Annotated in this window: 21 protein-coding genes; 17 read left to right on the top strand and 4 right to left on the bottom strand. The window is 70.7% G+C overall.

What is annotated here, in order from left to right:
- The first annotated feature begins 131 nt into the window (after positions 1 to 131).
- A complete protein-coding gene (locus ACFZDK_RS32235) occupies positions 132 to 1,550 on the top strand; it encodes a sugar porter family MFS transporter (protein WP_390977442.1) in 1,419 nt (472 codons plus the stop codon).
- A 956-nt stretch (positions 1,551 to 2,506) separates the two neighbouring features.
- Here the strand turns inward: ACFZDK_RS32235 and ACFZDK_RS32230 are convergent.
- Both ACFZDK_RS32230 and ACFZDK_RS32225 read right to left on the bottom strand, forming a co-directional pair.
- A complete protein-coding gene (locus tag ACFZDK_RS32230; RefSeq protein ID WP_390977441.1) occupies positions 2,507 to 3,478 on the bottom strand; it encodes an LLM class flavin-dependent oxidoreductase in 972 nt (323 codons plus the stop codon).
- A 57-nt stretch (positions 3,479 to 3,535) separates the two neighbouring features.
- Complete coding sequence (locus ACFZDK_RS32225) at positions 3,536 to 5,008, bottom strand: cytosine permease (protein ID WP_390977440.1); 1,473 nt, start codon at positions 5,006 to 5,008, stop codon at positions 3,536 to 3,538.
- 128 nt (positions 5,009 to 5,136) lie between these two features.
- Here ACFZDK_RS32225 and ftsY point away from each other — a divergent pair, with 128 nt between their 5' ends.
- Positions 5,137 to 6,330 (top strand): signal recognition particle-docking protein FtsY, encoded by a 1,194-nt coding sequence (gene ftsY / locus ACFZDK_RS32220; protein WP_390977439.1) that lies wholly within the window; start codon positions 5,137 to 5,139, stop codon positions 6,328 to 6,330.
- Positions 6,331 to 6,427: 97 nt separating this feature from the next.
- Here the strand turns inward: ftsY and ACFZDK_RS32215 are convergent, their stop codons facing one another.
- On the bottom strand, positions 6,428 to 7,084 hold the full coding sequence (locus ACFZDK_RS32215) for a bifunctional DNA primase/polymerase (protein WP_390977438.1): 657 nt from the start codon (positions 7,082 to 7,084) through the stop codon (positions 6,428 to 6,430).
- A gap of 457 nt (positions 7,085 to 7,541) precedes the next feature.
- On the opposite strand from ACFZDK_RS32215, the gene ACFZDK_RS32210 reads away from it, so the two are divergent.
- From ACFZDK_RS32210 to ftsH, 6 genes are all read left to right on the top strand, one after another.
- Positions 7,542 to 9,026, top strand: coding sequence for a hypothetical protein (locus tag ACFZDK_RS32210; protein WP_390977437.1), 1,485 nt, complete (start codon positions 7,542 to 7,544; stop codon positions 9,024 to 9,026).
- A 331-nt stretch (positions 9,027 to 9,357) separates the two neighbouring features.
- Entirely contained in the window at positions 9,358 to 10,698 is a 1,341-nt protein-coding gene (locus ACFZDK_RS32205; RefSeq protein WP_390977436.1) for an ammonium transporter, read from the top strand.
- The gene (locus ACFZDK_RS32200) at positions 10,695 to 11,033 is read left to right on the top strand and encodes a P-II family nitrogen regulator (protein WP_390977435.1); all 339 of its coding nucleotides are present in this window, start codon (positions 10,695 to 10,697) and stop codon (positions 11,031 to 11,033) included. Before ACFZDK_RS32205 ends, ACFZDK_RS32200 begins: the two co-directional genes overlap by 4 nt.
- A 35-nt stretch (positions 11,034 to 11,068) precedes the next feature.
- Positions 11,069 to 13,528 carry a [protein-PII] uridylyltransferase gene (locus ACFZDK_RS32195; RefSeq protein WP_390977434.1) on the top strand — a complete coding sequence of 820 codons (2,460 nt, stop codon included), beginning with the start codon at positions 11,069 to 11,071 and terminating at the stop codon, positions 13,526 to 13,528.
- 93 nt (positions 13,529 to 13,621) lie between these two features.
- Positions 13,622 to 15,172: a signal recognition particle protein gene (ffh, locus tag ACFZDK_RS32190; protein WP_390977433.1), complete on the top strand. Its 1,551-nt coding sequence runs from the start codon at positions 13,622 to 13,624 to the stop codon at positions 15,170 to 15,172.
- A gap of 49 nt (positions 15,173 to 15,221) precedes the next feature.
- Complete coding sequence (ftsH, locus tag ACFZDK_RS32185; RefSeq protein WP_390977432.1) at positions 15,222 to 17,165, top strand: ATP-dependent zinc metalloprotease FtsH; 1,944 nt, start codon at positions 15,222 to 15,224, stop codon at positions 17,163 to 17,165.
- 121 nt (positions 17,166 to 17,286) lie between these two features.
- Here the strand turns inward: ftsH and ACFZDK_RS32180 are convergent, their stop codons facing one another.
- A complete protein-coding gene (locus tag ACFZDK_RS32180; RefSeq protein WP_390977431.1) occupies positions 17,287 to 18,144 on the bottom strand; it encodes a class I SAM-dependent methyltransferase in 858 nt (285 codons plus the stop codon).
- Between the two features lie 565 nt (positions 18,145 to 18,709).
- On the opposite strand from ACFZDK_RS32180, the gene ACFZDK_RS32175 reads away from it, so the two are divergent.
- From ACFZDK_RS32175 to lepB (ACFZDK_RS32135), 9 genes are all read left to right on the top strand, one after another.
- A complete protein-coding gene (locus tag ACFZDK_RS32175; RefSeq protein WP_093498845.1) occupies positions 18,710 to 19,306 on the top strand; it encodes a hypothetical protein in 597 nt (198 codons plus the stop codon).
- A 286-nt stretch (positions 19,307 to 19,592) separates the two neighbouring features.
- A complete protein-coding gene (gene rpsP / locus ACFZDK_RS32170; protein ID WP_093498844.1) occupies positions 19,593 to 20,012 on the top strand; it encodes a 30S ribosomal protein S16 in 420 nt (139 codons plus the stop codon).
- A gap of 5 nt (positions 20,013 to 20,017) precedes the next feature.
- Positions 20,018 to 20,257 carry an RNA-binding protein gene (locus tag ACFZDK_RS32165; RefSeq protein ID WP_005479813.1) on the top strand — a complete coding sequence of 80 codons (240 nt, stop codon included), beginning with the start codon at positions 20,018 to 20,020 and terminating at the stop codon, positions 20,255 to 20,257.
- A gap of 103 nt (positions 20,258 to 20,360) precedes the next feature.
- Complete coding sequence (gene rimM, locus ACFZDK_RS32160) at positions 20,361 to 20,906, top strand: ribosome maturation factor RimM (RefSeq protein ID WP_390977430.1); 546 nt, start codon at positions 20,361 to 20,363, stop codon at positions 20,904 to 20,906.
- Positions 20,906 to 21,739, top strand: coding sequence for a tRNA (guanosine(37)-N1)-methyltransferase TrmD (gene trmD / locus ACFZDK_RS32155; RefSeq protein ID WP_390977429.1), 834 nt, complete (start codon positions 20,906 to 20,908; stop codon positions 21,737 to 21,739). Before rimM ends, trmD begins: the two co-directional genes overlap by 1 nt.
- A gap of 136 nt (positions 21,740 to 21,875) precedes the next feature.
- Complete coding sequence (rplS, locus tag ACFZDK_RS32150; protein WP_123973848.1) at positions 21,876 to 22,226, top strand: 50S ribosomal protein L19; 351 nt, start codon at positions 21,876 to 21,878, stop codon at positions 22,224 to 22,226.
- Positions 22,227 to 22,274: 48 nt separating this feature from the next.
- Positions 22,275 to 22,970 carry a signal peptidase I gene (lepB, locus tag ACFZDK_RS32145; protein WP_390977428.1) on the top strand — a complete coding sequence of 232 codons (696 nt, stop codon included), beginning with the start codon at positions 22,275 to 22,277 and terminating at the stop codon, positions 22,968 to 22,970.
- Complete coding sequence (lepB, locus tag ACFZDK_RS32140; protein WP_390977427.1) at positions 22,963 to 24,051, top strand: signal peptidase I; 1,089 nt, start codon at positions 22,963 to 22,965, stop codon at positions 24,049 to 24,051. The genes lepB (ACFZDK_RS32145) and lepB (ACFZDK_RS32140) overlap by 8 nt, the downstream gene beginning before the upstream one ends.
- On the top strand, positions 23,942 to 24,949 hold the full coding sequence (gene lepB / locus ACFZDK_RS32135) for a signal peptidase I (RefSeq protein WP_390977426.1): 1,008 nt from the start codon (positions 23,942 to 23,944) through the stop codon (positions 24,947 to 24,949). The genes lepB (ACFZDK_RS32140) and lepB (ACFZDK_RS32135) overlap by 110 nt, the downstream gene beginning before the upstream one ends.

The raw sequence follows: 24,949 nt of genomic DNA, 5'->3' as shown, positions 1-24,949 counted from the left end.
AACTTGAAGGCATAGTCTCTGCAACGTTGCTTTTACCTTCAGGTGTGAGCGGCGTGAACGTATGCGCCACTTGAACCTGAAAGGGCTCACCCCCACCCCGGCAGCGCTGCCGGTGGCCCGAGGAGTTTCTTGTGACCAGCACTGCGCAGGCACCCCAGTCAGGAGCCGGGACGGCTCACCCCGATCATCTCGGGCATGTCATCTTCATCGCGGCGGCGGCCGCGATGGGCGGGTTCCTCTTCGGCTACGACAGTTCCGTCATCAACGGCGCCGTCGAGGCGATCCGGGGCCGTTACGACATCGGGTCCGCGGCCCTGGCACAGGTCATCGCCGTCGCGCTGATCGGCTGCGCCATCGGCGCCGCGACCGCCGGCCGCATAGCCGACCGCATCGGCCGTATCCGCTGCATGCAGATCTCCGCCGTGCTGTTCACCATCAGCGCCGTCGGTTCGGCGCTGCCCTTCGCTCTCTGGGACCTCGCCTTCTGGCGGATCGTCGGCGGCTTCGCCATCGGCATGGCCTCCGTGATCGGCCCCGCCTACATCGCCGAGGTCGCCCCGCCGGCCTACCGCGGCCGTCTCGGCTCCTTCCAGCAGGCCGCGATCGTCATCGGCATCGCCATCTCGCAGCTGGTCAACTGGGGTCTGCTCAACGCCGCCGGCGGCGACCAGCGCGGCAAGCTGATGGGCCTGGAGGCCTGGCAGGTCATGCTCGGCGTCATGGTGATCCCGGCCGTCCTCTACGGCCTGCTCTCCTTCGCGATCCCCGAGTCCCCGCGCTTCCTGATCTCCGTCGGCAAGCACGACCGCGCCCGCGAGATCCTCGAAGAGGTCGAGGGCGGGAGCGGCGACCTGGACGCCCGCGTCGCCGAGATCGAGCACGCGATGAAGAGCGAGCACAAGTCCACGTTCAAGGACCTGCTCGGCGGCTCCTTCTTCTTCAAGCCGATCGTCTGGGTCGGCATCGGTCTCTCGGTCTTCCAGCAGTTCGTCGGCATCAACGTCGCGTTCTACTACTCCTCGACCCTGTGGCAGTCGGTGGGCGTCGACCCGACGGACTCGTTCTTCTACTCCTTCACGACGTCGATCATCAACATCATCGGCACCGTGATCGCGATGATCTTCGTGGACCGCGTCGGCCGCAAGCCGCTGGCGCTCATCGGTTCCGTCGGCATGGTGATCGGCCTCGGCCTGGAGGCCTGGGCCTTCTCCTACGACCTGGTCGACGGCAAGTTGCCGGCCGCGCAGGGCTGGACCGCCCTGATCGCCGCGCACATCTTCGTCCTCTTCTTCGCCCTGTCCTGGGGTGTGGTCGTCTGGGTCTTCCTCGGCGAGATGTTCCCGAACCGGATCCGCGCCGCCGCGCTGGGCGTCGCCGCCTCCGCGCAGTGGATCGCCAACTGGGCCATCACCGCGAGCTTCCCGTCGCTGGCCGACTGGAACCTCTCCGCGACCTACGTGATCTACACGGTCTTCGCGGCCCTCTCCATCCCGTTCGTCCTCAAGTACGTCAAGGAGACGAAGGGCAAGGCCCTGGAGGAGATGGGCTGACCCGCGCAGGCTCCCCCCAACTCGGGGAGAAGGGCCAAGTCCCCGCTGCCCCTCTCCTCGTACCCTCCGCCGCCCCGCCCGGTCACTGCCCGGGCGGGGCGGCGGTCTGTTGCCCCACGCTCCCGCGGGCGCACAGTGTCACTCTCCTCGACCCGCACAGAAGTCGTCTCCGCCGCGATGGCGCTGCCCGGCGGTGCCGTACTCTCCGGCACCCGGCCACGGCCGATCCCGGCCCCCCTCGCTGCGCAGGCAGAGGCGGGCGCGCAGCGTCACTCTCCTCGACCCGCACAGAAGTCGTCTGTGCCGCGACGGCGATCCGCCGCGATGGCGCTGCCCGGCGGTGCCGTACTCTCCGGCACCCGGCCACGGCCGATCCCGGCCCCCCTCGCTGCGCAGGCAGAGGCGGGCGCGCAGCGTCACTCTCCTCGACCCGCACAGAAGTCGTCTGTGCCGCGACGGCGATCCGCCGCGATGGCGCTGCCCGGCGGTGCCGTACTCTCCGGCACCCGGCCACGGCCGATCCCGGCCCCCCTCGCTGCGCAGGCAGAGGCGGGCGCGCAGCGTCACTCTCCTCGACCCGCACAGAAGTCGTCTGTGCCGCGACGGCGATCCGCCGCGATGGCGCTGCCCGGCGGTGCCGAACTCTCCGGCACCCGGCCACGGCCGATCCCGGCCCCCCTCGCTGCGCAGGCAGAGGCGGGCGCGCAGCGTCACTCTCCTCGACCCGCACAGAAGTCGTCTGTGCCGCGACGGCGATCCGCCGCGATGGCGCTGCCCGGCGGTGCCGAACTCTCCGGCACCCGGCCACGGCCGATCCCGGCCCCCCTCGCTGCGCAGGCAGAGGCGGGCGCGCAGCGTCACTCTCCTCGACCCGCACAGAAGTCGTCTGTGCCGCGACGGTGCTGCCCGGCGGTGCCGAACCCTCCCGCCGCGACCCGCCGACGCGCCTCGCCCCGCTACGCCGGTAGCGCCGGAAGCACGGTCTCCGCGAACAGTCGTAGGCTCCGCCAGCCCTCCTCGACCGGCATTCCGCCGGCCAGCGGGTGCAGCACCAGGTTGTCCAGCCCCGCTGTCACACACTCCTCGGGCGTGAGGATGCGGTAGACGCCCTCCGCGCGGAGCTCCGGCACCGTCGTGGCCGTCGACCGGACCGCCGAGCGGATGTCCCCGGACTGCCAGGAGGCGTACGTCCGGGCCTCGTGCAGGAAGTGCTCGCCGTACCGCGCCCATGCCCGGTCCGGGTCCTCGGCGATGTGCAGCAGCGGGGTCTCGGCGGTGGGCATCATGGTCCAGCCCTCCGTGCCGTACTCGGTGAGCTTCTCCTTGTAGTAGGCCTCCAGCTCCGGCAGGTGCGCGCTCGGGAAGAACGGCAGGCCGAGGCGGGCGGCGCGGCGGGCGGCGGCCCGGGAGGAGCCGCCGACCAGGAGGAGGGGGTGCGGGTCGGTGAGGGGGCGGGGCGTGACCCGTACGGTGCGGCCCCGGTACTCGAACTCCTCGCCGGTCCAGGCCTTGAGCAGCGTCTCCAGGAGTTCGTCCTGCAGCCGCCCCCGCCGCTTCCACTCCACGTCGAACAGGGCGTACTCCTCAGGCCGGTAGCCGATCCCGGCCACCGTCACCAGCCGCCCCCCGCTGAGCAGGTCGAGGACCGCGATGTCCTCCGCGAGCCGCAGCGGGTCGTGCAGCGGGCCGATCACCGCCGACACGGTCACCGCGATGGTCCGGGTCGCCCCGAACACCGCGCCCGCGAAGGCGAACGGCGACGGCAGCCAGTTGTTGTCGACCCCGTGGTGCTCCTCGGTCTGGACGGTGGTGACGCCGCGCTCGTCGGCGTACGCGGCCATGTCGAGGGCCGCTCGGTACCGGGCGCCCAGGGACGCCCGGTCGGCGCCGGGCTCGACGAGGTTGAAGCGGACGACCGAGACGGGCATGGGAGTTCCCCTTCACCTTGGCCGGGCTGGTGTGCGGGGACAGTAGCTGACGGTGCGTCAGACGGCCAGAGGTGTGGGGTTCCTGGGCGCCGCCGGCACCACCGCCGGCTTCGGCAGCACCGCGTACAGCAAGCCCGAGACGACGATCGTCGCCACCCAGCCGAGGCCGTACCGGCCGACGGGGTTGTTCGCGGCGAACGGTCCGGTGAACCAGTCGCACCTGGTGAAGAGCAGCCCCGCGGCCAGGCCGAGCGCCCAGGCCGTGACGGCGGCGGGGGAGAAGCCCGCCCGGTACCAGTAGGCGCCGGCCGGGGTCGTGTCGAGGAGGGCCGTGGCGTCGTACTCCCGACGGCGGAGCATGTCGACCCCGAACACGCCCACCCACGCCGAGAACGCCACCGCCAGCAGCGACAGGAACGCGATGAAGGAGCCCAGGAACGAGGTCGCCGCCAGCATCAGGACACCGCCGAGGACCAGCGAGATGGCCGCGTTGACGGCGACCGCCCAGTGGCGGGGGATCCGGAAGCCCAGGGTCTGGGCGGTGAAGCCCGCCGAGTACATCGACATCGCGTTGATCAGCACCATCCCGACCAGGGCGATGAGGAGGTAGGGCACGGCGAGCCAGAGCGGGAGGATCGCGCCCAGGAAGGAGACCGGGTCGGCCGCTCGAGCCAGGTCGGGCATGCCCGACGCCGTCACCGCGCCCATCAGGACCATGGGGAGTACGACGATCCCCGCGCCGCCGACCGTGTTGCGTACGATCGCCGCCGAGGAGGCCGTACCCGGCAGGTACCGCGTGAAGTCCGGGGCCGCCGGCGCCCAGCTCATCCCGCCCGCCGCGATCAGCCCGGCCCCGGTGACCATCGCGGCCGCGGAGCCGGCGTCCTGCCCGAACACCCTGCTCCAGTCCGTCTTCACGATCAGCCTGCCGAGGACCAGCACGGAGAAGGCGCCGAACAGCCAGGTCGCCCAGCGGTTGCAGCGCCGCACCGCTCTGATGCCCATGCCCGAGATGGCGAACGTGGCGATCACGAAGAACACCAGCGCGACGATGATCAGGGCGGTGTTGCGCCGGACGCCGAACAGGATGTCCAGGACCGTCAGCAGTGCGTAGGCGCCGGTCACCGCGTTGATCGTCTCCCAGCCCCAGCGCGCCACCCAGATCAGCGCGCCGGGCAGCAGGTTCCCGCGCTGGCCGAAGACCGCGCGGGACAGTGCCATGCCCGGCGCCCCACCGCGTTTGCCCGCGATGCCGACCAGCCCGACCAGGCCGTACGCCACGATCGGCGCGGCGGTGCCCACGACCAGGATCTGCCAGAAGTTCAGCCCGAAGGAGACCGCCAGGCCCGCGCCCATGGTCACCAGCAGGACGGTGATGTTGGCGGCGATCCAGGTGGGGAGCAGACCGCGGGTCGTCGCGGTGCGCTCGGCGTCCGGAACCGGTTCGATGCCCCGGGTTTCGAGGCCGTGGTGCTCCAGGGACTCTTCGAGATGTTCGAGCGCGCCATCGTGGTGGGCGGTGGTGCTCATGGTCAATCATCGTACGTTAACCCGACTAATCCCCTCAAAAGGGACTACCGGTTTCGGGGGATCATCCGGAAACTCCTTCGCGAGGGAACAAAGTCGGCCGCGAGGGAGGGATGGATACTGGACGGGTTATGGAAACCGTCATCCTTGCTGTAGTCATCGCCGTGGTCGTGCTCGGCGCGCTCGGCGGGCTCGTCGTCGGCAGCCGGCGCAAGAAGTCGCTGCCCCCGCCGCCCCCCGCCGCGCCCGACATCACCGCGCCCCCGGCCGAGCCGCACATCGGCGACGAGGCCGAGACGCCGCGCGACGAAGTGCGCCGGACGATAGAGGAGGTCGACCTTCCCGACGGCTCGGCTCCCGTCGTCGTGGAAGAGCCCGCCGCCCCCGAGATCGAGATCCCCGAGCCCACGGCCGGCCGCCTGGTCCGGCTGCGCGCCCGGCTCTCCCGCTCCCAGAACGCGCTCGGCAAGGGGCTGCTCACGCTGCTCTCGCGCGAGCACCTCGACGACGAGACCTGGGAGGAGATCGAGGACACCCTGCTCACCGCCGACGTCGGTGTGCAGCCCACCACCGAACTGGTCGACCGGCTGCGCGAGCGCGTCAAGGTGCTCGGTACCCGCACCCCCGACGAGCTGCGCGGCCTGCTGCGCGAGGAACTCCTCAAGCTGGTCGGCACCGACGCCGACCGCACGGTGAAGACCGAGCCCGAGGACCGCAAGCCCGGCATCGTGATGGTCGTCGGCGTCAACGGCACCGGCAAGACCACCACCACCGGCAAGCTCGCGCGCGTGCTCGTCGCCGACGGCCGTACGGTCGTCCTCGGCGCCGCCGACACCTTCCGGGCCGCCGCCGCGGACCAGCTCCAGACCTGGGGCGAGCGGGTCGGCGCCTACACCGTGCGCGGCCCCGAGGCCGGTGACCCCGCCTCCGTCGCCTTCGACGCGGTGAAGGAGGGCAAGGAGATGGGGGTCGACGTCGTCCTCATCGACACCGCAGGGCGGCTGCACACCAAGACCGGGCTCATGGACGAGCTCGGCAAGGTGAAGCGGGTCGTCGAGAAGCACGCCCCGCTGGACGAGGTGCTGCTCGTGCTCGACGCCACCACCGGGCAGAACGGCCTGGTGCAGGCCCGGGTCTTCGCCGAGGTCGTGGACATCACCGGGATCGTGCTCACCAAGCTGGACGGCACCGCCAAGGGCGGCATCGTGATCGCGGTCCAGCGTGAACTGGGCGTCCCGGTCAAGCTCATCGGCCTCGGTGAGGGCGCGGACGACCTGGCGCCGTTCGAGCCGGAAGCGTTCGTGGATGCCCTTATCGGTGACTGACCCGAGGGGGATACGAATACCCCCCGACCGCGTGAGAAGCGCCCGGCCCCCCAAGACGCAGTGGGGGACGGGCGCTTCGGCGTACGGGCCTGCGGGGCTAGGCCCGCGACCGGTGTGCCACGTAGGCCAGCGTCCCCAGCAGCAGCCTCGCGGCGGGCGGCCGGGTCGCCGAGTCCAGGGCCGGCGGGCGCAGCCAGCGCGCCGGACCCAGGCCGCCCCGGTCCGACGGCGGAGCCGTGATGTGGGTACCCGGGCCGAGGCCCCGCAGGTCCAGGGAGGTCGGGTCGTCCCAGCCCATGCGGTAGAGCAGCTCGGGCAGTTCGGCGGCGGCGCCGGGGGCGACGAAGAACTGGGTGCGGCCCTGCGGGGTGGCGGTGACCGGGCCGAGCGGCAGGCCCATGCGCTCCAGACGGACCAGGGCGCGGCGCCCGGCGGGCTCGGCGACCTCGATCACGTCGAACGCGTGGCCGACCGGGAGCATCACCGCCGCGCCCGGGAACTCGGCCCAGGCCTTGGTGACCTCGTCGAGCGTGGCCCCGGCGGACACCTGGGGCGCGAAGTCCAGCGGGTGAGCTCCCGGCGCGGGGCAGTCGCCGTGCCCGCAGGAACAGACGCCGGCCGCGGCCCGGGCACCCGGGACCACGTCCCAGCCCCACAGACCGGTGAACTCGGCGACGGCGGTGCAGTCCGATGAACGACCGCGCCGGCGTGTGCCGGAGCGGATCTCGCGAATGCCGCCGATCGTGAAGCCCATGCCCCCTCCAACGGGTCCGGCGCGCCGGTGGTTACGACACGGAACGAGACGGAAACGGAACGTGACGCTACGGCTCCGCCTTCCCCTCCGCCCGCAAGGTCAAGACAGCGCCCTGAGGCGCCTTGGGTGGTGCGCCTGGGGACACGCGCCCCCGGATGCATCGTTCCGCCTACTCCCGGCCGTCCTATGTCAAGTGAATCGCGCCAAGGCCATCGTGAGTTCATTCGAAGGGGTGGCGAATGGTGGCGTTTCCGGGATCGCCATGGCTGGAGCAGTGATCGTAGGATTACTTTGAGTACACGAGGCCTGGGGGCACATGCTCTCGTGGGTATGCCGGAGGCAACTCGGCATCCCGTTCGAAGGGTGAGAACTACCGGACGGGCAGCCGTATTTACCGGCATTCTGATAGGGCTTGGCGCATCCGGCATCAAGTGGTCTCAGGGATGGGGGCGTTCCAGTGGGCGGCAACGGCGGAAGCGGGACGACCGCGACCAGTACCGACAAGCGCCCCAATGAGCTGCTCAACTCGTGGTTCGTGCGCAGCGGCTGGTCCAAGGGCGAGCTGGCACGGCAAGTGAACCGCAGGGCACGCCAGTTGGGCGCGAACCACATCTCGACGGACACGTCCAGGGTGCGTCGCTGGCTCGACGGGGAGAACCCGCGCGAGCCGATCCCCAGAATCCTCTCCGAGCTGTTCTCCGAGCGGTTCGGCTGCGTCGTCTCCGTCGAGGACCTCGGTCTGCGGGCCGCCCGCCAGTCACCCTCCGCGACCGGCGTCGACCTGCCCTGGACGGGCCCGCAGGCGGTGGCCCTGCTCAGCGAGTTCTCGCGCAGCGACCTCATGCTGGCGCGGCGCGGCTTCCTCGGAACCTCGCTGGTCCTGTCGGCGGGCCCGTCCCTCATCGAGCCCATGCAGCGCTGGTTGGTGCCCTCGCCCGGCTCCCCGCTGCGGGCCCCCGAGTCGCCGGCCGACTCCCGCCGCCCGGGCCGCCTCTCCAAGCCCGAGCTGGAGCTCCTGGAGTCCACCACGGTGATGTTCCGCCAGTGGGACGCCCAGTGCGGCGGCGGGCTGCGCCGCAAGGCGGTCGTCGGCCAGCTGCACGAGGTCACCGACCTCCTCCAGGAACCCCAGCCCGAGGCCACCGAGCGCAAGCTCTTCAAGGTCGCCGCCGAACTCGCCGAGCTGGCCGGCTGGATGTCGTACGACGTCGGGCTCCAGCCCACCGCCCAGAAGTACTTCGTGCTCGCCCTGCACGCGGCCAAGGAGGCCGGCGACAAGCCGCTGGGCTCGTACATCCTCTCCAGCATGAGCCGCCAGATGATCCACCTCGGCCGGCCCGACGACGCCCTGGAGCTCATCCATCTCGCCCAGTACGGCAGCCGGGACTGCGCGAGCCCGCGCACCCAGTCGATGCTGTATGCGATGGAGGCCCGGGCCTACGCCAACATGGGCCAGCCCGGCAAGTGCAAGCGCGCGGTCCGGATGGCCGAGGACACCTTCTCCGAGGCCGACGAGTGGGACGAGCCGGACCCCGACTGGATCCGCTTCTTCTCCGAGGCCGAGCTCTACGGCGAGAACAGCCACTCCTTCCGCGACCTCGCCTATGTCGCCGGCCGCAGCCCCGCCTACGCCTCGCTCGCCGAGCCGCTGATGCAGAAGGCCGTGGAGCTGTTCGCGAAGGACGCCGAGCACCAGCGGTCGTACGCACTCAACCTCATCGGCATGGCCACCGTGCACCTGCTGCGGGGCGAGCCCGAGCAGAGCACGGTTCTGGCCTCCGAGGCCATGGGCATCGCCAAGAAGGTGCGCTCCGAGCGCGTCAACACTCGTATTCGAAAAACGGTCGACTCGGCCGTCCGCGACCACGGCGACCTCGCCGCGGTCGTCGATCTCACCGAGCAGCTCGCCGTAGACCTCCCGGAGACCGCCGAGGCGGTCTGAACCCCGGTACTGCCCAGACCCCGGCCGCGGCCGGCCCTCCCGAACTGCCCGACTCGGCTCCCCCACGCCAGGTCATCGGAAGGCCGACCGTGGCCGGTTCTCTCCCTCCGAGGGAAGGTTGCGCCACGATAACGATCCCGCAGCCGGACATCTCGCAATTCATCTACCTGTAACACGCCAGGCGCCTTCGTCACTCCGGTGAAACAACGAGGGGCAACGGCCGAAACCGCGCTGCGCCAATCTCATGGCGCATAACCGGCCCACCCCCCGCTTGACCGGACCGCTCACGCTCCGACCCGCACGGGGCCGTACAACCGACGAGGAGACGCCGATGGCATCAGCCGCCATCACGCTTGCCGCGGAGGCACCCAAGCTGTCCTCCGCGAACACGGGCTTCATGCTCATCTGTTCCGCCCTGGTGCTGCTCATGACGCCGGGACTCGCCTTCTTCTACGGCGGCATGGTCCGCGTCAAGAGCACCCTGAACATGCTGATGATGAGCTTCATCAGCATCGGGATCGTCACCATCCTGTGGGTGCTCTACGGCTTCTCCCTGGCCTTCGGCTCCAGCAACGGCTTCATCGGCTTCAACTCCGACTGGCTGGGCATGAGCAACGTCGGCCTGACGGAGCTGTGGGACGGCTACACGATCCCGATCTTCGTCTTCATGGTCTTCCAGATGATGTTCGCGGTCATCACGCCGGCCCTGATAAGCGGCGCCATCGCGGACCGCGTCAAGTTCTCGGCCTGGGCGCTCTTCGTCGCCCTGTGGCTCACGGTCGTGTACGTCCCGGTCGCCCACTGGGTCTGGGGCGCCGACGGCTGGGCCTTCAAGCTCGGTGTGATCGACTTCGCCGGTGGTACCGCGGTCCACATCAACGCCGGTGCCGGCGCCCTCGGCGTCATCCTGGTCATCGGCAAGCGCGTCGGCTTCAAGAAGGACCCGATGCGCCCGCACAGCCTCCCGCTGGTCATGCTCGGCGCCGGTCTGCTGTGGTTCGGCTGGTTCGGCTTCAACGCCGGCTCCTGGCTCGGCAACGACGACGGCGTCGGCGCGCTGATGTTCGTCAACACGCAGGTCGCCACCGCCGCCGCCATGCTCGCCTGGCTCGCCTACGAGAAGATCCGGCACGGCGCGTTCACCACCCTGGGCGCCGCCTCCGGCGCGGTCGCCGGTCTGGTCGCGATCACCCCGTCCGGTGGTGCGGTCTCCCCGCTCGGCGCGATCGCCGTCGGCGTCATCGCCGGTGTCGCCTGCGCCGCTGCCGTCGGACTGAAGTTCAGGTTCGGCTACGACGACTCCCTGGACGTCGTCGGCGTCCACATGGTCGGCGGCATCATCGGCTCCCTGCTCATCGGCTTCTTCGCCACCGGCAAGGGCCAGTCCACCGCGACCGGCGTCTTCTACGGCGACCACTCCTTCACCCAGCTGTGGAAGCAGTTCGCCGGTGTCGGCGCGGTCCTCGGCTACTCCCTGGTCGCCTCCGCGGTCCTCGCCTTCCTCCTGGACAAGACCCTCGGTATGCGGGTCACCGAGGACGAGGAGGTCTCCGGCATCGACCAGGCCGAGCACGCCGAGACTGCATACGACTTCAGCGGCGCGGGTGGCGGTGTCGTCAGCACCGTCTCCGGAGGGTCGCTGGCCGGCACGAGCAAGAAGGTGGACGCATGAAGCTCATCACCGCCGTCGTGAAGCCCCACCGGCTCGACGAGATCAAGGAGGCCCTGCAGGCCTTCGGCGTCCAGGGCCTCACGGTCACCGAGGCCAGCGGCTACGGTCGGCAGCGCGGCCACACGGAGGTCTACCGTGGTGCCGAGTACACGGTCGACCTGGTGCCCAAGATCCGCATCGAGGTGCTGGCCGACGACGCCGACGCCGAGCAGCTGATCGACGTCATCGTCAAGGCCGCCCGCACCGGCAAGATCGGTGACGGCAAGGTCTGGTCGCTCCCGGTCGAGACCGCCGTACGGGTCCGCACGGGCGAGCGCGGCCCGGACGCGCTGTAGAACAGAACCATCTGAATACAGGCAGGAGTCGCTGGGTGACGGGTACGGAAGTTCGGAACGACGCGGAGAACACGGGACCCAGCGGCTACGCGGCGGCCCGGCTGCGCCTCCTCACCGAGGGGGCGCGGTCCGGGCCGCCGCGCCGTACCGCCCTCGCCGAACTCACGGACGAGTGGCTGACCGGACTGTTCGCGGCGGCCACCGAGGGCATCAGAGGCGGTGTCTCCCTGGTCGCCGTCGGCGGCTACGGCCGCAGCGAGCTCTCCCCGCGCAGCGACCTCGACCTCCTGCTGCTGCACGACGGCGGCGACTCCGGCGCGGTCGCCGCGGTCGCCGACCGGCTCTGGTACCCCGTCTGGGACCTGGGCCTGGCCCTCGACCACTCCGTACGCACCCCCGCCGAGGCCCGCAAGACCGCCGGAGAGGACCTCAAGGTCCAGCTCGGCCTGCTCGACGCCCGCCACATCGCCGGCGACCTCGGCCTCACCTCCGGACTGCGCACCGCGATCCTCGCCGACTGGCGCAACCAGGCGCCCAAACGCCTCCCCGAGCTCCAGGAGCTGTGCGCCGAGCGCGCCGAACGCCAGGGCGAGCTGCAGTACCTCCTGGAACCCGACCTGAAGGAGGCCCGCGGCGGCCTCCGCGACGCCACCGCGCTGCGCGCCGTCGCCGCCTCCTGGCTGGCCGACGCCCCGCGCGAGGGCCTCGCCGACGCCCGCCGCCGCCTCCTCGACGTCCGCGACGCCCTGCACCTCACCACCGGCCGGGCCACCGACCGCCTGGCCCTCCAGGAGCAGGACCAGGTCGCCGCCGAACTGGACCTCCTCGACGCCGACACCCTGCTGCGCCAGGTCTACGAGTCCGCGCGCGTCATCTCGTACGCCAGCGATGTCACCTGGCGCGAAGTGGGGCGCGTGCTGCGCTCGCGCGCCGTCCGCCCGCGGCTGCGCGCCATGCTGGGCGGCGGCAAGCCGGTCCCCGAGCGCTCCCCGCTCGCCGAAGGCGTGGTGGAGCAGGACGGCGAGGTGGTGCTCGCCCGCGCCGCCCGCCCCGAACGCGACCCCGTGCTCCCGCTGCGCGCCGCGGCCGCCGCCGCCCAGGCCGGCCTCCCGCTCTCCCTGCACGCCGTACGGCGCATGGCCACCACCGCACGCCCCCTGCCCACGCCCTGGCCCGCCGAGGCCCGCGAGCAGCTGGTCACCCTGCTCGGCTCCGGCCGCCCCACCGTGGACGTCTGGGAGGCGCTGGAGGCCGAGGGCCTGATCACCCGCCTGCTCCCGGACTGGGAGCGGGTGCGCTGCCGGCCGCAGCGCAACGCCGTGCACATCTGGACCGTCGACCGGCACCTCATCGAGACCGCCGTCCGCGCCTCCGAGTTCACCCGCCGCGTGCACCGCCCCGACCTCCTCCTGGTCGCCGCCCTGCTGCACGACATCGGCAAGGGCTGGCCCGGAGACCACTCGGTGGCCGGCGAGATCATCGCCAAGGACGTGGCCGCCCGGATCGGCTTCGACCGCGTGGACGTGGCGGTCCTGTCGACGCTGGTACGACACCACCTCCTGCTCATCGAGACCGCCACCCGGCGCGACCTGGAGGACCCGGCCACGGTCCGGCTGGTCGCCGAGGCGGTCGGCACCCAGGGCACCCTGGAGCTGCTGCACGCCCTCACCGAGGCGGACGCGCTGGCCACCGGACCGGCGGCCTGGTCCTCCTGGCGCGGCTCCCTCGTCGCCGACCTGGTGAAGCGGGTCGCGGCGGTCCTCGCCGGCGACGACACCACCGACGAACCCGAGCCGGGGGCCCCCACGGCCGAGCAGGAGCGGCTGGCCATCGAGGCCTTCCGCACCGGCAGCCCGGTCCTTGCCCTGCGCGCCCAGACCGAGCCCGCGGCGACCGAGGACGAGCCGGCCGGCGACCCCGAGCCGCTCGGCGTGGAGCTGCTCATCGCCGTACCGGACCAGCCGGGCGTCCTGCCGGCCGTCTCCGGCGTGCTGGCCATGCACCGGCTCACGGTCCGCACTGCCGAGCTGCGCGCCCTGGAACTGCCGAACGACGTCGACGACGGCACGGTGCTGCTGCTCGACTGGCGGGTCGCGGCCGAGTACGGCTCCCTGCCGCAGGCCGCCCGGCTCCGCGCCGACCTGGTGCGGGCCCTGGACGGCTCCCTCGACATCGCCGGCCGCCTCGCCGAACGGGACGCGGCCTACCCGAGGCGCCGGGGCTGGGTGGCCCCGCCGCCGCGCGTGACGGTGGCCTCCGCGGCCTCCCGGCACGCCACGGTGTTCGAGGTACGCGCCCAGGACGCCCCCGGCCTGCTGTTCCGCATCGGGCGGGCGCTGGAGGACGCGGAGGTACGGGTGCGCAGCGCCCATGTCAGCACGCTGGGCGCGAACGCCGTCGACGCCTTCTACGTGACCGGCACCGACCAGGCGCCGCTGCCCGCGGAGGAGGCGGCCTCGGTGGCCCGCAAACTGGAGGAGACTCTCAGGGGCTGATCGCACGGTCGTGCAAGGCGGGGACTACTTCCTTGCGCGGCCGGATACCCTGGAAGACGCTCACCGCCCCCGACTCCGAGGACCGACGCCGCCGTGTTCGACACTCTCTCCGATCGCCTTTCAGCGACCTTCAAGAATCTGCGCGGCAAAGGGCGTCTGAGCGAAGCCGACATCGACGCCACGGCCCGGGACATCCGCATCGCGCTCCTCGAAGCCGACGTGGCCCTCCCGGTCGTCCGCACGTTCATCAAGAACGTCAAGGAACGGGCCCTCGGCTCCGAGGTCTCCAAGGCGCTGAACCCGGCCCAGCAGGTCCTGAAGATCGTCAACGACGAGCTCGTCACGATCCTCGGCGGCGAGACCCGGCGGCTGCGGTTCGCCAAGCAGCCGCCCACCGTGATCATGCTGGCCGGTCTCCAGGGTGCCGGTAAGACCACCCTCGCGGGCAAGCTCGCCCACTGGCTCAAGGAGCAGGGCCACTCCCCGCTGCTGGTCGCCGCCGACCTCCAGCGCCCCAACGCCGTCAACCAGCTCAGCGTGGTCGCCGAGCGCGCCGGTGCCGCGGTCTACGCGCCCGAGCCGGGCAACGGCGTCGGCGACCCGGTCAAGGTCGCCAAGGACTCCATCGAGTTCGCGAAGGCCAAGGTCCACGACATCGTGATCGTGGACACCGCCGGCCGGCTCGGTATCGACCAGGAGCTGATGCAGCAGGCGGCCGACATCCGGGACGCCGTCTCGCCCGACGAGATCCTCTTCGTCGTCGACGCCATGATCGGCCAGGACGCCGTCACCACCGCCGAGGCCTTCCGCGACGGCGTCGGCTTCGACGGTGTCGTCCTCTCCAAGCTCGACGGTGACGCCCGCGGTGGTGCCGCGCTCTCCATCCGCCAGGTCACCGGCAAGCCGATCATGTTCGCATCGAACGGGGAGAAGCTCGACGACTTCGACGCCTTCCACCCGGACCGGATGGCCTCCCGCATCCTCGACATGGGTGACCTGCTCACCCTGATCGAGCAGGCGGAGAAGACGTTCAGCCAGGAAGAGGCCCAGAAGATGGCCTCCAAGCTGGCGTCGAAGAAGGGCCAGGACTTCACCCTGGACGACTTCCTGGCCCAGATGGAGCAGGTCAGGAAGATGGGCTCCATCTCGAAGCTCCTCGGGATGCTGCCGGGCATGGGCCAGATCAAGGACCAGATCAACAACCTCGACGAGCGGGACGTCGACCGCACCGCCGCGATCATCAAGTCGATGACCCCGGGCGAGCGCCAGGACCCGACGATCATCAACGGCTCGCGCCGCGCGCGTATCGCCAAGGGTTCCGGTGTCGAGGTCAGCGCGGTCAAGGGGCTCGTCGAGCGGTTCTTCGAGGCCCGCAAGATGATGTCCCGCATGGCGCAGGGCGGCGGCATGCCGGGCATGCCGGGGATGCCGGGCATGGGCGGCGGCCCCGGCCGTACCAAGAAGCAGCCGAAGCAGGCCAAGGGCAAGCAGCGCTCCGGCAACCCGATGAAGCGCAAGCAGCAGGAGCTGGAGGCGGCCCAGCGCCGCGAGGCCGCCGCCCAGGGCGGGAACGCCTTCGGACTGCCCCAGCAGGGCGGCGAGGACTTCGAGCTGCCGGACGAGTTCAAGAAGTTCATGGGCTGAGTTCACCTTTGCGGGTGCCAGGGGTTGGTCCGTGTCGTACGGTCCGCATATGACCAACCCCGCGCCGCCGCGCAAGTCACCCGATCAGCCCTGGCGTACCGAGGGGGCTCCCGAGGAGCCCCCGAAGCCGCCGAACGGCGGGCGTCGGATGCATGGTGGCTGGTGGCGGCTGATCGTCACGGCACTGGTCGTGTACCTGCTGGCCAACCTGGTGCTGTCCTACTTCGACCAGGCGAACGAGCCGACCGTCTCGTACACCGAGTTCACCAAGCAGGTGGACGCGGGCAACGTCGAGAAGATCTACGCCAAGGGCGACTCGATCCAGGGGCAGCTCAAGAAGAAGCAGAAGAACCCCGAGGGCGGCGGCGACTACACCAAGTTCAACACCGAGCGCCCGTCGTTCGCCGGCGACGACCTCTGGACCAGCCTGACCAAGCACAACGTGACGGTCACGGCCGAGCCGGTCGTCCAGCACCGCAGCTTTCTCGCCAATCTGCTGATCTCGCTGGCGCCGATCATCATCCTGGTCGCGGTGTGGGTCTTCATCGCCCGCCGGATGAGCGCCGGGCTCGGCGGCGCGGGCGGCATGCTGGGCCGCAAGGCGCCGCCCAAGCCGGTCGAACTGGAGCCCGGACAGCAGCGCACCACCTTCGAGGACGTGGCCGGCATCGACGAGGTCGAGGGCGAGCTCAACGACGTCGTCGACTTCCTGAAGAACCCCGACGCCTACCGGAAGATGGGCGCCAAGATGCCGCGCGGTGTGCTGCTCGCCGGCCCGCCCGGCACCGGCAAGACGCTGCTCGCCCGGGCCGTCGCCGGCGAGGCGGGGGTGCCGTTCTTCTCGGCCTCCGCCTCCGAGTTCATCGAGATGATCGTGGGCGTCGGCGCCTCACGCGTGCGCGAGCTGTTCGCCGAGGCCCGCAAGGTCGCCCCCTCCATCATCTTCATCGACGAGATCGACACCATCGGCCGGGCCCGCGGCGGCGGCGCCTCCATGGGCGGGCACGACGAGCGCGAGCAGACCCTCAACCAGATCCTCACCGAGATGGACGGCTTCTCCGGCTCGGAGGGCGTCATCGTCATCGCGGCCACCAACCGCGCTGACATCCTCGACCCGGCGCTCACCCGCCCCGGCCGTTTCGACCGGGTGGTCCAGGTCTCGCCCCCCGACCGCACAGGGCGCGAGGCCATCCTGGAGATCCACACCCGCCAGATCCCGCTCGCCGACAACGTCGACCTCGCCCAGGTCGCCCGTACGACCCCGGGCATGACCGGCGCCGAACTGGCCAACCTCGCCAACGAGGCCGCCCTCCTCGCCGTCAAGCGCAAGCAGGAGAGGGTCACCCAGTCCGACCTCTCGGAGGCCCTGGAGAAGGTCCAGCTCGGTGCCGAACGGCCCCTGGTCATGCCCGAGGAGGAGCGGCGCAGGACCGCTTACCACGAGAGCGGACACGCCCTGCTCGGCATGCTGCAGCCCGGCGCCGACCCGGTCCGCAAGATCACCATCGTGCCGCGCGGCCGCGCCCTCGGCGTCACGCTGTCCACGCCGGACGCGGACAAGTACGCGTACACCGAGGAGTACCTGCGCGGCCGGATCATCGGCGCCCTCGGCGGCATGGCCGCCGAACAGGTCGTCTACGGCGTGATCACCACCGGCTCGGAGAGCGACCTGGAACAGGTCACCGGCATCGCCCGCGGCATGGTCTCCCGCTGGGGCATGAGCGAGGAGGTCGGCCGTCTCTCCGCCCTCCCCAGCGACGCCCAGCAGGCCTACGGCCTCGCCGCCGCACCCCAGACCCTCGACGTCATCGACACCGAGATGCGCCGGATCGTCGACGAGTGCTACGAAGAGGCCCGCCGCAAACTCCGCGACCACCGCGGCCAGTTGGACGCCCTCGCCCAGGCCCTCCTGGAGAACGAGACCCTGGAGGAGGCGGACGCCTACCGCATCGCGGGAATCACCCGCCTGACCAAGGACCTGGACGAGGCCTGACCGTCCAAACGCCCCAGCTGTAGCGCCCCGAAGGGGCGCGATGAACTGCGCGACCAGCCACGACGGCGCCCCAGACGAACGACGGCGGCACCCCCCTCAAGGCGGCCCCCGCCGAGAAGCGTCAGCGCACGCGGGCGATCAAGTACCGGAAGACATTCGGCATCCACACCGTGCCGTCCGCCCGCTGGTGCGGATGCAGCGCCTCGGTCAGCTCCTTGCCGACCTGCTCCTGGTCGGTCGCCGCGATCGCCGCGTCGAACAGCCCGGTCGACAGCAGCCCGCGTACCGCGCTGTCCGCGTCGGCGTACCCGAACGGGCAGGAGACCCGCCCCGAACCGTCGATCCGCAGCCCCGCCCGCTCGGCGACCTCCTCCAGATCGTCCCGGCGGGCCGGCCGCCAACTGCTCGTACTGCGCAAAGGATCGGCCAATTTCGCGGCCATCCGCAGCACGGACGAGGTCGCACAGCGCTCCGGCGGGCCCCAGCCGACCAGCACCACGGCCGCCCCGTGCTCCGCCAGCGGCGTCGCCTCGACCAGCAGGTCGGCGAGCCCTTCGGAGTCGCCGGCCAGGCAGCCGATCGGGTCGAAGGCGGTGATCAGGTCGTACGCCGGTGCCCGCGCGCCCGCCAGGTCCCCGGGCGTGCCCTCGACGATCCGGGCGGCGCCGCGCGAGCGTGCGCCCGGGGCCGTCTCGGGCAGCAGGCGCTCACGGGCGAGGGCGAGGCGTTCGGGGGAGGAGTCGACACCGGTGACCGCGGCCCCTCTGGTCGCCGCCATCAGCAGGGCGAGACCGGAACCGCAGCGCAGGCCGAGCAGTCGGGTGGCGGGGCCCACTTCGAGTCGCTCGTGGACGGTCTCGTAGAGCGGGACCAGCATCCGCTCCTGGATCTCGGACCAGTCACGCGCGCGTGCCCACAGGTTCACGCGGGGGGTCGAGTCCGCGTGAGACCGGTGCTGCCGCACGAGCGTAGGTGTCATAGGTAAGCGCCCCAATCCGCCGAGAGTTACGCACTGACCGATTCCGTGGCCCCCGTGCCGCGCGCTCGCACTTCCCACCTATGCCACATAACTCCGGGCTCGCGGTGGCGTCCAGGGGTCGCGGGTCCCGGCTTGTGCGGGCGCTGTGACTGTGGCGAGATTTCACATCCCGGCAACGTGGGGCTCTACCATCGGACCCGTGACACGGCGGTTCTGGCCATGGTCGGCCGCCTCGGGGGACCGGCCCGGTGCCGGACGACGACGGGCTCCGGAGTAACGTCGGGGCGCTCGGCGACGCTGACCGGGGTAGCGTCCTGCGCCACGAGAGCGGCCGAAACGTCCCTTGCGCGTCCGCCGACCACAGCCTCCCCGGCGTCCCGGCCGGGACTACGCGTCGGGTCGTACGTCAGACTACGCACCGGCTTGGTACGAGCTGTGCGGCTTCTCCGCAGATCAGCGCACCCGTACTCGTCTCCACGCATCAGCGGCAACTGACGGGTACGTGCAAATTATTTGGGATGGCCCGGAATAGGAACACAGCGGCACCCCCGCTCGTTGTCATTACGTGAGCACGACACAGACACCACCTGTTCTCGCCGCAGAGCTGGCAGAGGCGTGGGCCGACATTCAGCGGTACCACCCCGAGCTGCCCGACCTTGCCGCGCCAGAGTCCCTGATCGGGGAGTCGTCGTCCGCGTGCGGTCACGAGCTCTCCTTCGAACGACTGCTCCATGAGGCAGTCCACGGCATCGCCGCTTCCCGCGGAGTCCGCGACACCTCCCGGGCCGGCCGCTACCACAACCGCAGATTCCTCGCGATCGCCGAGGAACTGGGCCTGGACCACCCCGACGAGCCGCATCCCAGCAGTGGCTTCTCGCTGGTCACGCTCAACCCCGAGGCAAAGCGCCGCTACCGCCCGACCATCGAGAGACTGCAGCGCGCTCTCAAGGCGCACACGGTGGCCACCTCGGCCGACACCTCGCGCACCTTCCGCGGCCCGGCCGCCCGCCACGGCTCGTCCGGCGGCGGCGTCCGGGTCAAGGCGGTGTGCGACTGCGGCCGCAACGTCCGGGTGGTCCCGTCCGTCCTGGCCCAGGCCCCCATCGTGTGCGGCGGCTGCGGCAAGCCGTTCCGCATCCCGGAGGTCGTCGGAGCGGCGTGACTCCGGCGGACGACTGCTCGTGGCAGCCGTAGCCATCGCCACGCCGTGATGCCGGTCGGCGCACCCGACGTAACCACCTCCACGCCGGGTGCGCCTCCGGCGTGCCCTCGTACGGCCGCCGGACAGAGCGACCCGCAGGGTGTGGCACAATGGCTAGCTGTACTCGACAGCCGCACAGGACCCCTCTCTCCTCCGGCTGACGCGTCCGTCGGGCACTCGGGTACCGCAACCCCACGCGGCAGTCTCGCCGTGCCCAACCACGTCAAAACCAGGAGAACCCACTCCCGTGGCAGTCAAGATCAAGCTGAAGCGTCTGGGCAAGATCCGTTCGCCTCACTACCGCATCGTCGTCGCCGACTCCCGCACCCGCCGTGACGGCCGTGCGATCGAGGAGATCGGCAAGTACCACCCGACCTACAACCCGTCGGTCATCGAGGTGGACGCCGACCGCGTCGCGTACTGGCTCGGCGTCGGCGCCCAGCCGACCGAGCCCGTGCTCGCCATCCTGAAGAAGACCGGCGACTGGCAGAAGTTCAAGGGTGAGCCCGCCCCGGCGCCGCTGCTCGTGGCCGCTCCGAAGGCCACGCGTCCGTCGTTCGAAGCGCTCGGCGGTGACGACGAGGGCAAGGGTGAGGCGATCACCCAGAAGAAGAAGGCTGAGAAGAAGGACGAGGCCGCGGCTGAGTCCGAGTCGACCGAGGCCTGAGCAGCATGCTCGAAGAGGCGCTTGAGCACCTCGTGAAGGGCATCGTCGACAACCCCGACGATGTGCAGGTCGCCTCGCGCGACCTGCGCCGTGGGCGCGTGCTGGAGGTCCGGGTGCACCCCGACGACCTCGGCAAGGTGATCGGCCGCAACGGCCGCACCGCCCGTGCCCTGCGCACCGTCGTGGGCGCCATCGGCGGTCGCGGAGTCCGCGTCGACCTCGTCGACGTCGACCACGTCCGCTGACGCTTATCGCAACCGGCTCGGGCCGGGGAGGGCCGTAACCGGCTGTCCCCGGCCCGCAGTCGTATGAGCAGGCCGAGCAGGAGATGACAGGAGAACAGGCACAGTGCAGCTCGTAGTCGCACGGATCGGCCGCGCCCACGGCATCAAGGGCGAGGTCACCGTGGAGGTACGTACCGACGAACCGGAGCTCAGGCTCGGGCCGGGCGCCGTACTCGCCACCGATCCCGCCGGCGTGGGACCGCTCACCATCGAGACGGGCCGCGTGCACAGCGGCCGCCTGCTCCTGCGCTTCGAGGGCGTCAAGGACCGCACCGGCGCCGAGGCCCTGCGCAACACCCTCCTGATCGCCGAGATCGACCCGGAGGAACTGCCCGAGGGCGAGGACGAGTACTACGACCACCAGCTCATGGACCTGGACGTGGTCACCGTCGACGGCACCGAGGTCGGCCGGATCACCGAGATCTCGCACCTGCCTTCCCAGGACCTGTTCATCGTCGAGCGCCCCGACGGCAGCGAGGTGATGATCCCCTTCGTCGAGGAGATCGTCACCGAGATCGACCTGGCGGAGCAGAAGGCCGTCATCGCGCCGCCGCCCGGTCTGATCGACGACCAGGCCGAGATCGACTCGTCGTGGGGGGACGAGTCGTAATGCGCCTCGACGTCGTCACGATCTTCCCCGAGTACCTCGAACCGCTGAACGTCTCGCTGGTCGGCAAGGCACGCGCGCGTGGGCAGCTCGACGTCCATGTGCACGACCTGCGCGGATGGACCTACGACCGGCACAACACCGTGGACGACACCCCGTACGGCGGCGGCCCCGGCATGGTCATGAAGACCGAGCCCTGGGGCGACGCCCTCGACTCCGCGCTCGCCGACGGCTACGAGACCGGCTCGCACGCCCCCGCGCTGATCGTCCCCACCCCCAGCGGCCGTTCCTTCACCCAGGAACTCGCCGTCGAGCTCTCCGAGCGGCCCTGGCTGATCTTCACGCCGGCCCGCTACGAGGGCATCGACCGGCGGGTCATGGACGAGTACGCCACCCGGATGCCGGTGTACGAGGTGTCCATCGGCGACTATGTGCTCGCCGGTGGCGAGGCGGCCGTACTGGTGATCACGGAGGCCGTGGCGCGGCTGCTGCCCGGCGTCCTCGGCAACGCCGAGTCGCACCGGGACGACTCCTTCGCGCCCGGCGCGATGGCGAACCTCCTGGAGGGTCCCGTCTACACCAAGCCGCCCGTCTGGCGCGGCCGGGACATCCCCGAGGTGCTGGTCAGCGGCCACCACGGCAAGATCGCCCGCTGGCGCCGGGACGAGGCCCTGAAGCGGACGACCGTCCACCGGCCCGACCTGATCGAGCGCTGCGACCCCAAGGCCTTCGACAAGAAGGACCGCGAGATGCTCTCCATCCTGGGCTGGGCCCCGGACCCGGAGGGCGCCCCCCACGGCCGATTTTGGCGCAGGCCAGAGGGCGTGGAAGAATAGGTCGCTGTTGTGCGTCCGTCCGGCGTGCGCCCCTGCCGCAGGGGGACACGACGCCCGCCCCGACCCGCACGGCAGACCTCATGGAACACCTAGTTTCCGTTGATGACCTGTGGCATCAGCGAGGAAAGCAGACGAAATGTCTCACCTGCTCGACACTGTCGACTCCGCGTCGCTGCGCAGCGACGTCCCGGCCTTCCGCCCGGGTGACACCGTCAACGTCCACGTCCGCGTCATCGAGGGCAACCGCTCCCGTGTGCAGCAGTTCAAGGGCGTTGTGATCCGCCGCCAGGGCAGCGGTGTCCGCGAGACCTTCACGGTCCGCAAGGTCTCGTTCTCCGTCGGCGTCGAGCGCACCTTCCCGGTGCACACCCCGATCGTCGAGAAGATCGAGCTCGTCACCCGTGGTGACGTGCGTCGCGCCAAGCTCTACTACCTGCGCGACCTGCGCGGTAAGGCCGCGAAGATCAAGGAGAAGCGCGAGCGCTGATCTCGCGCGAACGGGGTTCTTATCGGGGCCGGATACCATCTGGCCCCGATGGACACCGAAGCACAGCCGACGGAGCGCGACCGCTCCTCCCGCCCCGAACCGGAGGCCGTGGAGGGCCGGTCGCGCTTCGCGTTGCCCGCGCGGGTCGTCGACTGGCTGCCGGGCGGCCGGATCACCCTGACCCTCTTCGCCTGCCTCGCGTTTTTGCTCGTCCTCAACACTCTCGTGGCGCAACCATTCCAGATTCCCAGCGGATCCATGGAACAGGGATTGAGGATCGGGGACCGCGTTCTCGTAAATAAGTTGGCGTACCGTTTCGGTGCCGAGCCGCGCCGCGGCGATGTCGTCGTGTTCGACGGAGCCGGGTATTTCGGGGACGCCGACTACATCAAACGCGTTGTCGGTGTGGGAGGAGACCATGTGGTCTGCTGCGACAAGAAGGGGAGGATCGAAGTGAACGGCCGGTCGGTCGACGAGACCGCGTTCCTCTATCCCGGGGACACCCCCTCCACGGTCCCCTTCGACGTCGTCGTCCCCGGCGGGAGGATCTTCGTCCTTGGTGACCATCGCAGCGACTCCAGCGACTCCCGCGACCATCTCGGCTCGCCGGGCGGCGGCATGATCCCCGTCGAGAAGGTCATCGGCCGGGCCGACTGGATCGTCTGGCCGTACGCGCACTGGACCCGCCTCCTCCGTCCCGCCGCCTACGCGCGTGTGCCGGCGGCGGGAGCGGCCCATGGGTAACCGCGGCAAACCGCGCGGCGTGCCCACCGACGCCGTCTCCGCTCTGCTGCCCACCGGGGCCCGGCGCGCCGCCAGCCCGTCCGGCGGCCGCAGCCGCGCGGAGCGGCGCCAACTGCAGCGCAAGGTGAAGCGCAAGCGCCGGCGCGGCGCGATGCGGGAAGTACCGCTGCTGGTCGGGGTGGCCGTCCTGATAGCGCTCGTGCTGAAGACCTTCCTCGTCCAGGCCTTCGTGATCCCCTCGGGCTCCATGGAGCAGACGATCCGGATCGGCGACCGCGTTCTCGTCGACAAGTTCACCCCGTGGTTCGGGTGGCAGCCGCACCGCGGGGACGTCGTCGTCTTCCACGACCCCGGCGGCTGGCTGGCCGACGAGCAGACCACCAAGACGAACGACCCGGTGGGCGTCAAGCAGGTCAAGGAAGGGCTCACCTTCATCGGCCTGCTGCCCTCCGCCAACGAGAAGGACCTCATCAAGCGGGTCATCGGGGTCGGCGGCGACCACGTCAAGTGCTGCGACTCACAGGGCCGGGTGACCGTCAACGGCGTACCGCTGACCGAGGGCGACTACCTGTATCCCGGGAACGCACCGTCCACTCAGGAGTTCGACATCACCGTCCCGAAGGGCCGGCTCTGGGTGATGGGCGATCACCGGGGCAACTCGGCCGACTCCCGGGCGCACCAGGACACCGACTACGGCGGCACGGTCCCGGTGAGCAACGTGGTGGGCCGGGCCAAGTGGATCGGATGGCCGTTCGGGCACTGGGCCTCGCTCGATGAACCTAAAACCTTCGCAAGCGTTTCTAACTCTGTGTCGGGGTCGACCGCGTCCCCCCAGGTGTCGCATAGGGTTGCCTCCGACGATCCGAACGGATACATCCAACTCCCGACCCCTGCGGAACTCCCGCTCGTTATGGGAGTGGTGGGCCTGCGCCGGGGATGGCGCGGGCGGCGGCACAGAGTAAGGAGCTGGCGTGGGGGATGTGGCGGTTGGCGCACGGTCGGGACACGACGGCGAGGAGCACAGCGGGCGCCCCGAGGAGAATGTCCCCAGCGCAGACAGCGGTCTGACCTCCGGGAATGACGCCGGCGCGGCCAAGGACGGCGGTCCTGCGGACGTGCTGTCCTCCGGCGGCGCGGGCGGCGGCCAGGACGGGGAGCCGGGCGACTCGGCGGCGCCCGCACCGAAGAAGCCCCGCTCCTTCTGGAAGGAGCTGCCGATCCTGATCGGTATCGCGCTGGTGCTGGCGCTGCTGATCAAGACGTTCCTGGTGCAGGCGTTCTCGATCCCCTCGGACTCGATGCAGAACACCCTCCAGCAGGGTGACCGCGTCCTGGTCGACAAGCTCACCCCGTGGTTCGGCTCCAAGCCGGAGCGGGGCGAGGTCGTCGTCTTCCACGACCCGGACGACTGGCTGGCGGGCGAGCCCACCGCTCAGCCGAACGCGATCCAGACCTTCCTCAGCTGGATCGGCCTGATGCCGTCCGCCGAGGAGAAGGACCTCATCAAGCGGGTCGTCGGCGTCGGCGGCGACACCGTCTCCTGCAAGGGCAGCGGCCCGCTCATGGTCAACGGCCATGCGCTGAACGAGCCTTATGTGTACCCGGGCAACACCCCGTGCAGCGTCGACGACCAGGGCGGCCAGTTCACGGTGAAGGTGCCCAAGGGCTACATCTGGGTGATGGGCGACCACCGCCAGAACTCCCGCGACTCGCGCTACAACCAGTCGGACAAGCACCACGGCATGGTCCCGGTGAAGGAGGTCGTCGGCCGCGCCATCGTCAAGGCCTGGCCGATCAACCGCTGGGGCACGCTGCCGATCCCGGACACCTTCGACCAGTCCGGCATCAACACGCAGTCGTCCGCCGCCGCCTCCCTCTCGGTGGCCCCGCAGGGCATGGCCGTCGCGGCCGTCCTGCCGATCGCGGTGTGGCGCCGCCGGCGGGGCGACCGGGTCGGATCCAAGTTCGAGAAGCGGTAA

Source organism: Streptomyces sp. NPDC007901, assembly GCF_042959465.1.
Classification (GTDB): Bacteria; Actinomycetota; Actinomycetes; order Streptomycetales; family Streptomycetaceae; genus Streptomyces.
This window is presented reverse-complemented; position numbering and strand designations above follow the sequence as displayed.

Coding starts and splice junctions, on each gene's coding strand:
- ACFZDK_RS32215 (WP_390977438.1), bottom strand. CDS start 7,084: ATGGGCTTCACGATCGGCGGCATTCGCGAGATCCGCTCCGGCACACGC.
- ftsY (WP_390977439.1), top strand. CDS start 5,137: ATGGAAACCGTCATCCTTGCTGTAGTCATCGCCGTGGTCGTGCTCGGC.
- ACFZDK_RS32200 (WP_390977435.1), top strand. CDS start 10,695: ATGAAGCTCATCACCGCCGTCGTGAAGCCCCACCGGCTCGACGAGATC.
- ftsH (WP_390977432.1), top strand. CDS start 15,222: ATGACCAACCCCGCGCCGCCGCGCAAGTCACCCGATCAGCCCTGGCGT.
- ACFZDK_RS32205 (WP_390977436.1), top strand. CDS start 9,358: ATGGCATCAGCCGCCATCACGCTTGCCGCGGAGGCACCCAAGCTGTCC.
- ACFZDK_RS32180 (WP_390977431.1), bottom strand. CDS start 18,144: ATGACACCTACGCTCGTGCGGCAGCACCGGTCTCACGCGGACTCGACC.
- lepB (WP_390977427.1), top strand. CDS start 22,963: ATGGGTAACCGCGGCAAACCGCGCGGCGTGCCCACCGACGCCGTCTCC.
- rplS (WP_123973848.1), top strand. CDS start 21,876: ATGTCTCACCTGCTCGACACTGTCGACTCCGCGTCGCTGCGCAGCGAC.
- ACFZDK_RS32230 (WP_390977441.1), bottom strand. CDS start 3,478: ATGCCCGTCTCGGTCGTCCGCTTCAACCTCGTCGAGCCCGGCGCCGAC.
- ACFZDK_RS32225 (WP_390977440.1), bottom strand. CDS start 5,008: ATGAGCACCACCGCCCACCACGATGGCGCGCTCGAACATCTCGAAGAG.
- lepB (WP_390977428.1), top strand. CDS start 22,275: ATGGACACCGAAGCACAGCCGACGGAGCGCGACCGCTCCTCCCGCCCC.
- trmD (WP_390977429.1), top strand. CDS start 20,906: ATGCGCCTCGACGTCGTCACGATCTTCCCCGAGTACCTCGAACCGCTG.
- ACFZDK_RS32165 (WP_005479813.1), top strand. CDS start 20,018: ATGCTCGAAGAGGCGCTTGAGCACCTCGTGAAGGGCATCGTCGACAAC.